The sequence below is a fragment of the Rhizobacter sp. P2_H2 genome, from assembly GCF_056403375.1.
Map to the genome: position 1 here is coordinate 1 of NZ_JBFUFP010000098.1, position 10,133 is coordinate 10,133.

General features: G+C 70.3%; 9 protein-coding genes. 6 read left to right on the forward strand and 3 right to left on the reverse strand.

Annotated features, from left to right (window positions below; translation table 11 throughout):
- The 3 genes from AC1D15_RS08665 to AC1D15_RS08675 form a co-directional block, all read left to right on the forward strand.
- On the forward strand, positions 1-1,390 hold a 1,390-nt coding region (locus tag AC1D15_RS08665), incomplete at its 5' end, for a tripartite tricarboxylate transporter permease (protein WP_477825662.1).
- 94 nt (positions 1,391-1,484) lie between these two features.
- Positions 1,485-3,110, forward strand: a complete 1,626-nt coding sequence (locus tag AC1D15_RS08670) for a gamma-glutamyltransferase family protein (RefSeq protein ID WP_477825663.1) — start codon at positions 1,485-1,487, stop codon at positions 3,108-3,110.
- 253 nt (positions 3,111-3,363) lie between these two features.
- A complete protein-coding gene (locus tag AC1D15_RS08675; RefSeq protein ID WP_477825664.1) occupies positions 3,364-4,002 on the forward strand; it encodes a transglutaminase-like cysteine peptidase in 639 nt (212 codons plus the stop codon).
- On the opposite strand, the gene AC1D15_RS08680 is transcribed toward AC1D15_RS08675, so the two are convergent.
- Positions 3,960-4,652, reverse strand: coding sequence for a GNAT family N-acetyltransferase (locus AC1D15_RS08680; protein WP_477825665.1), 693 nt, complete (start codon positions 4,650-4,652; stop codon positions 3,960-3,962). The two genes, AC1D15_RS08675 and AC1D15_RS08680, sit on opposite strands and share 43 nt — an antisense overlap.
- 168 nt (positions 4,653-4,820) lie before the next feature.
- Here AC1D15_RS08680 and AC1D15_RS08685 point away from each other — a divergent pair, with 168 nt between their 5' ends.
- Entirely contained in the window at positions 4,821-5,078 is a 258-nt protein-coding gene (locus tag AC1D15_RS08685; protein ID WP_465111865.1) for a hypothetical protein, read from the forward strand.
- Positions 5,079-5,100: 22 nt separating this feature from the next.
- Here the strand turns inward: AC1D15_RS08685 and AC1D15_RS08690 are convergent, their stop codons facing one another.
- A complete protein-coding gene (locus tag AC1D15_RS08690) occupies positions 5,101-5,919 on the reverse strand; it encodes a transglutaminase family protein (protein ID WP_465111866.1) in 819 nt (272 codons plus the stop codon).
- Between the two features lie 166 nt (positions 5,920-6,085).
- Positions 6,086-8,407, reverse strand: a complete 2,322-nt coding sequence (locus AC1D15_RS08695) for a DUF3857 domain-containing protein (protein ID WP_465111867.1) — start codon at positions 8,405-8,407, stop codon at positions 6,086-6,088.
- A gap of 191 nt (positions 8,408-8,598) precedes the next feature.
- Here AC1D15_RS08695 and AC1D15_RS08700 point away from each other — a divergent pair, with 191 nt between their 5' ends.
- Together AC1D15_RS08700 and AC1D15_RS08705 are read left to right on the forward strand one after the other, a co-directional pair.
- Positions 8,599-9,468 carry a GNAT family N-acetyltransferase gene (locus AC1D15_RS08700; RefSeq protein ID WP_477825666.1) on the forward strand — a complete coding sequence of 290 codons (870 nt, stop codon included), beginning with the start codon at positions 8,599-8,601 and terminating at the stop codon, positions 9,466-9,468.
- 100 nt (positions 9,469-9,568) lie between these two features.
- A partial coding sequence (locus AC1D15_RS08705; RefSeq protein ID WP_477825667.1) for an MCP four helix bundle domain-containing protein occupies positions 9,569-10,133 on the forward strand: 565 nt, incomplete at its 3' end.

A 10,133-nucleotide genomic window follows, 5' to 3' on the forward strand; every position in this document is an offset into this window, starting at 1 on the left:
GGGCCCGGTGGCCACCATCGCGATGCTGCTGCCGTCGATCTATGCGCTCGACGCGACGCCGGCGCTGATCATGCTGGCCGGCATCTACTACGGCGCGCAGTACGGCGGCTCGACGACCGCCATCCTGATCAACGTGCCGGGTGAGTCGAGCTCGGTCGTGACCGCGATCGACGGCTACCAGATGGCCCGCCAGGGCCGTGCCGGTGCGGCGCTCGCCGCGGCAGGCCTGGGCTCGTTCTTCGCCGGCTGCGTGGGCACCATCATCATCGCGGCCTTCGCGCCGCCGCTGACCGAGCTGGCCTTCAAGTTCGGCCCGCAGGAGTACTTCTCGCTGATGGTGCTGGGCCTGATCGGCGCCGTGGTGCTGGCCTCGGGCTCGCTGATCAAGGCGATCTCGATGRTCATCCTCGGCCTGCTGCTCGCGCAGATCAACACCGACGTGATCTCCGGCCAGGCGCGCTACAGCTTCGACGTCCCCGAGTTGACCGACGGCATCGGCTTCGTCGTGATCGCGATGGGCGTGTTCGGTTTCGGCGAGATCATCGCCAACCTGGGCATGCCGGCCGAGCACCGCGAGGTGTTCACGAAGAGCGTGAAGGGCCTGTGGCCGACCAAGCAGGACTTCAAGGACGCCTGGCCCGCGGTGCTGCGCGGCACCGCACTGGGTTCGGTGCTGGGCGTGCTGCCGGGCGGCGGTGCGCTGCTGGCCTCGTTCGCGGCGTACACGGTCGAGAAGAAGGTGGCAGGCGCTTCCGGCCGCTTCGGCAAGGGCGACATCCGCGGCGTGGCCGGTCCCGAGTCGGCGAACAACGCCGGTGCGCAGACCTCGTTCATCCCGATGCTGACGCTGGGCATCCCGCCGAACGCGGTGATGGCGCTGATGGTGGGCGCGATGACGATCAAGGGCATCCAGCCCGGCCCGCAGGTGATGACGAGCAACCCGCAGCTGTTCTGGGGCCTGATCGCCTCGATGTGGGTCGGCAACGCGATGCTGGTGATCCTGAACCTGCCGCTGATCGGCATCTGGATCAAGCTGCTGACGGTGCCCTACCGCTTCCTGTTCCCGGCGATCACGCTGTTCTGCTGCATCGGTGTGTACACGCTGAACAACAACACCTTCGACGTCTACATGACGGCGGCGTTCGCGGTGGTGGGCTACCTGTTCTACAAGCTGAGTTGCGAGCCGGCGCCGCTGCTGCTGGGCTTCATCCTCGGCCCGATGATGGAAGAGAACCTGCGCCGCGCGCTGCTGCTGTCGCGCGGCGACTGGAGCACCTTCCTCGTGCGGCCGCTGTCGGCCGGGCTGCTGATCGCGGCCGCCCTGATGATCGTGATCGTGCTGCTGCCGTCGATCAAGTCCAAACGCGAAGAGGCATTCCAGGAGGAATAGCGCTCTTCCAGTCAAAACACAGGCCGCCTCGAGCGGCCTGTTTCTTTTGGGGCGCGGCGGGCATCATCCGCGCATCACTTTCAAGGGCCAGGGAATGGACGCAACGAATCACTTTGACTGGAGCGCTGGCTATTCGAGCCAGCGCCTGCCGGTGTTCGGCCGCAACGTGGTGTCGACCTCGCACCCGCTGGGCGCGCAGGCCGGATTGCGCATGCTGCTGAACGGCGGCAACGCGGTGGATGCGGCGATCGCCGCGGCGGCCGCGATGACCGTCGTCGAGCCGGTCAGCAACGGGCTCGGCTCCGACGCGTTCTGCATCCTGTGGGACGGGCAGTCGCTGCACGGCCTGAATGCGAGCGGGCGCGCGCCGGCGGCCTGGACGCCCGGGTACTTCCGCGGCAAGTACGGCGCCGATGCGAAGACGCCGCCGGTGCGCGGCTGGGACAGTGCCACGGTGCCGGGCGCCGTCGCCGGCTGGGTGGCCTTGAGCGAGCGCTTCGGCAAGCTGCCGTTCGCCGACCTGCTGGCGCCGGCCATCGAGATCGCCGAGCGCGGGTATGCGGTGCCTACCGTCGTGCAGCAGAAGTGGTCGGCCGCGGTGCCGCTGCTGGAGCAGCAGCCGGGCTTCGCCGAGACCTTCATGCCGCACGGCCGCGCGCCGAACCTCGGCGAGCTGTTCCGCTTCCCCGGTGCCGCGCGGTCGCTGCGCCTGATCGCGCAGACGCGGGGCGCCGCGTACTACGGCGGCGAGATCGCCGAGGCGGCGGCCCGCCACGCGAAGGCGCACGGCGGCGCGATCAGCGTGGCCGATTTCGCGACCTACCGGCCGGAGTGGGTGGCACCGATCGGCCAGGCCTACCGCGACCACGTGCTGCACGAGATCCCGCCGAACGGGCAGGGCATCGCGGCGCTGATCGCGCTGGGCATCCTGTCGAACTTCGACCTGGAGAGGCTGGCGGTCGACGGCGTCGATTCGCAGCACCTGCAGATCGAGGCGATGAAGCTCGCGTTCGCCGACGTGTACCGCTTCGTCGCCGAGCCGGCCAGCATGGAGGTGACGGCGGCGCAGCTGCTGGACGGCGCCTACCTCGCGTCGCGCGCGAAGCTGATCGACATGAAGCGCGCGCAGGATTTCGGCGCCGGCAACCCGGTGAAGGGCGGCACCATCTACCTGAGCGCGGCCGACGAGAGCGGCATGATGGTGAGCTTCATCCAGAGCAACTACATGGGCTTCGGCTCGGGCGTGGTGGTGCCGGGGTACGGGCTGTCGATGCAGAACCGCGGGCACGGCTTCAGCCTGGCCGACGGCAGCGCCAACCAGGTGGCACCGGGCAAGCGGCCGTTCCACACGATCATCCCGGCCTTCCTCACGCGCGACGGCCGTCCGCAGATGAGCTTCGGCGTGATGGGCGCCAACATGCAGCCGCAAGGCCACCTGCAGACGCTGGTGCGCATGCTCGACTACCGCCAGCACCCGCAGGCCGCCTGCGATGCGCCGCGCTGGCGCTTCAACCAGGGGCTGGAGATCAACGTCGAGCGTTCGATGAACCCGGCGACGGTGCAGGGCCTCGCCGAGCGCGGCCACCGCATGGAAGTCATCAACGACTCGTACCAGGATTTCGGCGCCGGCCAGTTCATCTGGCGGCTCGGCGACCCGGGCAGCGAAGGCTACGTGGCCGCGAGCGACGCGCGGCGGGACGGGCAGGCCGTGGTGTTCTGAACCTGCCGGATGGCCCCCATCCTCAACATTGAGGATCGGGGCCCGCGCCGCCGAGGCGCAAAATCCGGCACTGCAGTTCACCGGGCCTGTTCACGCGGGCCATGACGTGGAGCCCGCCATGGGACCGATCGCGTCGCGCGTGCCTCACCAGGGACGCCTTGCCGGGATGCCGCGCCACGTGGACGCGTCGTCGGCGCTTTGTCTGGCCGATCTGCATCGGTTGTCCATCTTTGGCGGGCATCGTCCCGCTTCGATGAAACCGATCCACCTTCTTGCCCGCCTCCTCGCTTCCCTGCTGTGCGCGGTGCTGATGCTCGCGGCCTTGCCCTCCACGGCGCAGCCTGCCGATCCGGCGCAGACCCCCTTGCTGCTTGCTGCGCGCAATGCGTCCGTCAACCACCGCATCGTGTACGACGGCGACCCACGCCGCCGCGAACCGGCTGCCCCCTGGGCCACGACCGACGAAGTGCGCGAGCGCGGCAGTGGCGACTGCGWGGACTACGCGATCGCGAAGTACTTCAGCCTGGTCGCCGCCGGCCTGCCGGCCGACCAGCTGCGCATCGCGTACGCCGAGGTCCGCATCGGCGGCCCGTCCGGGACGCGGCAGCGCCACATGGTGCTGGCCTGGCTGCCGCCCGGCGAGGCCGACGGCGATCCGCTGATCCTCGACAACCTGCTCGATGCCGTGCACCCGCTGTCGCGCCGGCCCGACCTGCAGGTGCTGATCAGCTTCAACGAAGCCGGCATCTGGCGCGGCCTGGAGCGTGGCGAGCCGGCGCGCGAGCCGCGGCGCATCACCGCGTGGGCGCGCGTGCTCGACCGCATGGCGGCCGCCGGGCCGGTCGCCGCCTACAGCCTCGACAGCACGCGCACCGTCACCGGATCGCGGTGATCGCGAAAGCCCATGCGCTGGTACAGCGCATGCGCCGCCTCGTTGCTGCACATCACGTGCAGGAAGGGCGTCTCGCCGCGCGTCACCTGCCGCCGCACGAGCTTGTTCATCAGCTGGCGCGCGAAGCCGCGCCCCTGGAACTCCGGGTGCGTGCAGACGCCGCTGATCTCGCGCAGCGTGCCGGCGTTGGAGCGCTCGCCGGCCATCGCGACCAGCCGGCCGCCGTCGAAGCAGCCGAAGTACTCGCCGAGCTCGATGGTGCGCGGCCCGAACGGGCCGGGGCGTGTCAGCGCGGCCAGCGCCATCGCCTGCGCGGCATGCTCGGGGCCGAGCCGGACCGCGTCGGGCAGCAGGTCGTCCGGCGGCGCATCGGCGTGCCAGACCATGCGGTGCATCGTCGTCTCGACGTGCAGCTGCCAGTCGCGTGGCACCGGCCCGCGCCAGTCGGCGATGTAGAGGTGTTCGCCGAGGTCGCAGTGCGGCGAGAGGCTGTCGAAGTCCGGCCGCGTCAGGTCGGCGAACGCGAAGATCGGCGACAGGCCGGGCGCATAACGCCGCGCGCGTGCCGAGCCGCTTGAAAAGCGCAGCTGCGGGCCGCTCAGCGCGTGCCAGAAGACGTTGTCGAGGTGGGATTCCGTCTGTGAGTCCATCGGTTGACGATACGACATCGCGTGGCGTCCGCGCGGACGAGGGGCATGGCGGYGGGCCTCCTGACGCGCGGCCGAACACTCCTGACAATTTCGTGCGGGGTGCGCGCGTATCCTGCCGCGCTTGCCCTGCGCCTTCGTGCGCTGCCACCGCTGAAAGGACGCTGCACCATGATCCTGAACCGCACCCTGTGGGTCGCCATCCTCAGCGGCGTGCTGGCGCTGTTCCAGCCGCCCGTCGATGCTGCACCGGTCGCCGCCGATCCGGCCGCGGCGCTCGCGACACTGGCCCGTCAGTACCACGACGCACAGGCCCGGCTCGACCCGGGCTACACCGCGACGCTGGCCGGCGACAACCGCTTCGACGACCAGCCGCCGCTGTCGGTGCTGGACGCTCATGTCGAACGCTGGATCGCGAGCCGGCGCTGAGATCGCTGCCGAGAGCGGCGCTTCAGCGCACGCGTTCGCGCTGTGCCACCTGGGCCGTGGGCGCGGCGGGCTGCATCGCGACGTGCCGCGGGTCGTTCGCGCGCAGCAGCTCGGCCAGCGCGGCGCGGCGCGACTCCTGCCCGGGCAGGCGGGCCAGGTTCTCCACCAGCAGCTGCGCCGCGAACACGGCGGATTCGCGGCGCGTGAGCGCGCGCAATGCGGTGACCGGCGCCGCGCCGCGCGGCCGGGGCGTGTCGGCCTTCAACTCGCCCGAGGCCGGGTCGAGGATGCGCAGCACGCCGCCTTCGTCGCGGTAGAGCACGCCCAGCTGCTGCGGCGAGGTCGCGAGGCTGATGTCCAGGCCGAGCCGCTGGCCGACGATCGTGACCAGCATCGCCATCGACACGCAGTTGCCGCGCCGCGTGACGAGGTGGGTGGCGAGCAGCTTGGTGGCGATGTCACGGCAGCCCGGGTCGTCGGTGGCGCGCAGGAAGGGGCGCTGGCCGTTCCAGTCGCCGGCGCGATAGAGGTAGGCGTGCAGCGCTTCGAAGCGCTCATGGCGGGTCGGCGCCGGCGGCAGCATCTCCAGCACCTGCCCGGCGATGGCGTCGAGCCGGCTGCGCATGGCGTCCAGGTCGATGCGTGGCTCGACCCGCTTGTCGATCGCCAGCTTGACCTCGCCGAGGTCGAGATCGGCCTCGGGGCGCTGCAGCCAGGCCTGGACGGCCTGCAGGTCGGCGTCGGGCGGCGGCTGCAGCTCGGCATGACAGATCCAAAGTGGAGAGATCAATGAGGCCGACAACAACAACCAGCCCGCGAAGAGAAGAGGAGTCTTCGACATCGTGCGCACCCTGCGTTGAATGCTGGTGCGCACGCCCCTGCGTGCGCGTTGTGTGGCCAGCGGGTGGACGCTAGCCAGCGAGCTTGCAGTGAATGTGCAGAGAAGGCCGAGTGCTTTGGGAGATTTGTCCTTGTTCTGTCAATGATGCTGACGATCGGTCATGTGCCTACGGTGATGCAGGCAACTCCGGCACGCGCAACCAGCCGGCGATTCGCCCGAGACGCGCGGCGTCATTGGTGCGCCGTGCCGACCAGGCCCGCCACTCTGCGCTCCATTGGTGCCGCAGCCATGCGGCGAGGATGAGCATGCACGACGCGAGCAGCACCGTTGACATGCCGAAGTGCTTGTCGAAGGCCCAGATCGCCACCGCCACGACCCCGCACATCAGCCACGGCCCCCACGACAGCACGGTGCCCACCGCGAGCAGCCGCCAATTCGGCAGCGGGGCCTGCGGCGGGCCGGTCTCCGCGAGCCGGTTGTCGTGCGTCACCTCGCTGCTCAGGGCCCACAGGATCGCGACCAGCAGCGCCGCGAGCAGGCACGCCATGACGCCGATGCGCCCCTCGGTCGTCGGCTTGGCGCCCGGCTTGGGCGGATCGAGGCGGTAGCCCACTTGGTCGCGTGCCTCCTCGAGATGGGCGATGTAGGCCGCGAGCCGGGCCGGCGGCACATGGTCGTCGAGGCTGCGGTAGTGGTACTTCATCAGCAGCGTGCGCTGGGTGGTGTCGACCCCCGAGTCGGCGCTGAACTCGAAGGCCGGGTCGCTCACCTCGGTGTGTTCGGTCTTCAGCGCCCACCGGCCGGGCAGCAGCGCGGTGAGGGACACCGTCACGTCCTTCGGGTGATCGATGCGAAGCGGTGCGCTGCGCACGGTGTCGTCCGGCCGCCCGAGCAGCGAGCGGATGTCCGGCACGCGCAGGTAGGCCGGCGGCCGCGGGCTGTCGGCCTCTTCGGTCACCAGTGTCGCCATGCGGTAGTGCTCGTGGGTCACCAGCCGGTTGCCGGCCTCGTCATCCTCGAAGCTGAACGGCTTCGCGACGCTCAGACCGGGGTACGAGCGCAGGTAGAAGTTCAGGTAGTTCGCCTGCAGGTCGGCCAGGCTGTCGTTGCGCAGCGTGTCGCGCATCTCGTCGGCCTTCTCGCCCTGGTAGGTGCTGGTGATGTCGAGTGTCGGCGCCTTGTCGAAGCCGCGCGAGGCGTCGATCACCATCGCGATGTCGTGCGGGTGGCCGGTGGACGCTGCCGCCGGCATCGGCTCGAGGGCGGTCGAGCGGCCGTCCAGCAGCAGCGCCCGGCCGAAGTCGGCCTGCGCGATGTGATCGATGCGGCCTTGCTGCAGGTAGCGGGTCGGGTCGACCCACACCGCCCGGTCGCCGAGCTGCGCACGCAGGATGACGTGGTTGAAGGCACCGGGCGACGGCAGGCGGTCGCCGACGTGGCCGCGCAGCCGCGTGTGGACCAGCGCCGGATCGGCCTGCACGCCGAGCGCGCGCAGCATCGTCACGGCCAGCAGCACCTTGTCCTTGCAATCGCCGTAGCGGCGGGCGAGCACCGTCTCGGGCGGGCGCGGTGCGTGCGATCCCGGACCCACCTCGACGCCGAGGTAGCGGATCTGCGACTGCACGAAGGCCAGCGTCGCGAGCAACCGCTGCTCGGGCGACCGGGCCGAGGCGGCGATGCGGTCGATCTCGGCACGCAGCGGGCCGGCCGCCGGCGCCTGCGCCGCATACAGCGGCTCGGCCCAGCGTGCCACGTCGGCCCAGTCGGCGAACTCGCTCCAGCTGACGGACGCATACGGATCGAACCAGCGCGGCGTGTCGTTCTGTTGCGGTATCGGATCGATGCCGGTGGCTTGCCAGACCCGCTCGGTCCACGCGCCCTGGCGTTCTTCGAGGAGCGGTGGAGCTGCCGGCGAGGCGAGCCACTGGATCGTGCGGTCCGAGGGCGCCAGCAGGCGGTGGTGCATCGCATGCACCGGCACCGACCATTGCAGGTCCATGCGACCGAAGGCGCGGCCGCCGAACACCGGGTTGTTGCCGGAGCGRCTGTAGGCGTAGTCGACGACGTCGCCGGGGCGGATGTCGTCGAGCACGATGTCGACGGTCTTGCTGCCGTCGTAGACACGGGATTCGAGGTCCGATTCGCGCTGCAGCACCTTGATCTGCGCCGAGGCCAGGCGGTCCTGGATGCGGCCGTCGCGGTGCACGTTCAGCGTGTGCAGCGTGAGCGTTTCATAGGACGGGTCGAACTCGATGGACTGGTGCGACTCCGACTCGACGCCGCGCAGGTTCAGCGCCCGGCTGGCGACGCGCCGGTAGGTGCTGCGCTCGCTGCCGTCGAGGCGGGTCTGCTGGTCGACCAGCAGGTAGTGCGTTCCCTGGCTGCCCTTGCCGAGGGGCGGCTTGGCCTGCTCGTCCAGCGGCTGCGGCCTGACCCAGGCCGGTGCCGGTCCGCGGCGGTACTCTGCCGCGTGGCTGCCGGCTGCCATCGACAGGATCAAGCCGGCAAAGCACGCCCTCAGCGCCCGGTTCCGCCCTGCGCGGACGGGGCGTTCCTTCTCCCGATGCATCGTGTTGTCCTTGTTGTGAGGCGCCCTCCGTGACGCCGCTGCGGATGCTAGCAAGTTGCCGACCCGGGGCCGCCGGATACTGTCGGTCCGCCCGAAACCGGTGACCCCTGATGCCCTTCATCGACCGCCTGTCGCTCGGCTGGCGCAGCGAGCTGATCTTTCCCCGCTTCGATGCGCAAGTCATCGAGCGGCCGGACTACCTGCTGATCCGCACGCCGCAGAACCCGACCTTCTGGTGGGGCAACTTCCTGTTGTTCGACCGCGCGCCGCGCGCAGGCGATGCCGCCACCTGGACGGCCGCGTTCGAGCGCGAGATCGTGCAGCACCAGCCGGAATCGAGGCACCTCGCGTTCGGCGTCGACGCAGCGGGGCCGATCGAGGTGCCGGCGGATTTCGCGGCGCTCGGGCTCACGGCGATGCAAGGCGCGGTGCTGACGCTCGCACCGCGGCAGCTGAAGCCCCCGCGCAAGGCGATCGGCGATGGGTGGCGGATCCGGCCGCTGCGCCTGCCCGACGAGGGTGCCCTGGCCGCGAAGCTGCAGGTGGCGGCCGATATCGACGGCCACGAGCCCGGCGGCTACCTGGTTTTCCGTGAACGGCAGATGTTGCKCTACGGCAGCTTCGAGCGCGCCGGGCTCGGGCACTGGTTCGGTGTCTTCGCTCCGCCGGGCGCCGACGGCAACGACACCGGTGAAGCGCTGCTCGTCGCCGACTGCGGGTTGTTCCGCGACGGCTTCGGGCCGGGCGCCATCGGCCGCTTCCAGTTCGTCTCCACGCACCCGGCCTGGCGACGCCGCGGCCTGTGTTCGGCGCTGATCCATGCGGTGTGCCGGCAYGGCTTCGAGGTCATGGGCCTGTCGTCGCTGGTGATCATCGCGGACCCCGGCTACGTGGCGATCGGCCTGTACGAGGCGCTGGGCTTCCAGCGCGCCGCCGACACCTGGGGCATGGAGCGCCGGCCACCTCGGGAAAACCCTTAAGTTCAGCGCCGTTTTTCCGATAGCCGGGGATTGCGTTGCCGTTGTCGGTCGATTGCCGACAGCGGCACCTCCGTCCAATGCAGTTCCAAGGACTTTTTCCATGACTTCCCTCTTTTCGCGCATGCGCCTGGCCCCGCGGCTGGCGCTGGCTTTCGGCCTGGTGATGCTGGTGACCTCGCTGGCCGCCGGCATCGGCATCTGGCGCCTGGACCGGCTGCAGGACATCGCCACCGACCTGGGCGGCGCGTCGTCGCAGCGCGCGCTGCTCGCCCGCGAGCTGCATTCGATCGTCGTGCTCAGCTCGGCCCGTGCCGAGACGCTGCTGCAGATCGACGATGCCGAGTTCGCCGCCCGCATCAATGCCGACCGCAAGCTGACCTCGGCGCGCTCCGAGGTGGTTCGCAAGACGCTGGAAGACCTGGTCGACAACGAGCGCACGAAGGAGCTGTTCAGCGTCATCGACGAGGCCGGCGGCAAGTTCCGCGGCGTGCGCGACGGGCTGGTCAAGCGCAAGGCGGCCGGCGAGAAGGTCGCCGGCGACGACATCGCCGGCAAGCTGCGACCGGCGGCCGATGCTTATGCGAAGGCGGTGGACGATCTCGCGGCCTACCAGGCGCAGCGCGTCGAGGAGGCCCGCGCCGCGGCGGCGCGCAGCGAGCGTGAGG

Excerpts from the sequence above, each read along its gene's own strand:
- AC1D15_RS08680 (WP_477825665.1), bottom strand. The coding sequence starts at position 4,652 with ATGGACTCACAGACGGAATCCCACCTCGACAACGTCTTCTGGCACGCG.
- AC1D15_RS08685 (WP_465111865.1), top strand. The coding sequence starts at position 4,821 with ATGATCCTGAACCGCACCCTGTGGGTCGCCATCCTCAGCGGCGTGCTG.
- AC1D15_RS08670 (WP_477825663.1), top strand. The coding sequence starts at position 1,485 with ATGGACGCAACGAATCACTTTGACTGGAGCGCTGGCTATTCGAGCCAG.
- AC1D15_RS08690 (WP_465111866.1), bottom strand. The coding sequence starts at position 5,919 with ATGTCGAAGACTCCTCTTCTCTTCGCGGGCTGGTTGTTGTTGTCGGCC.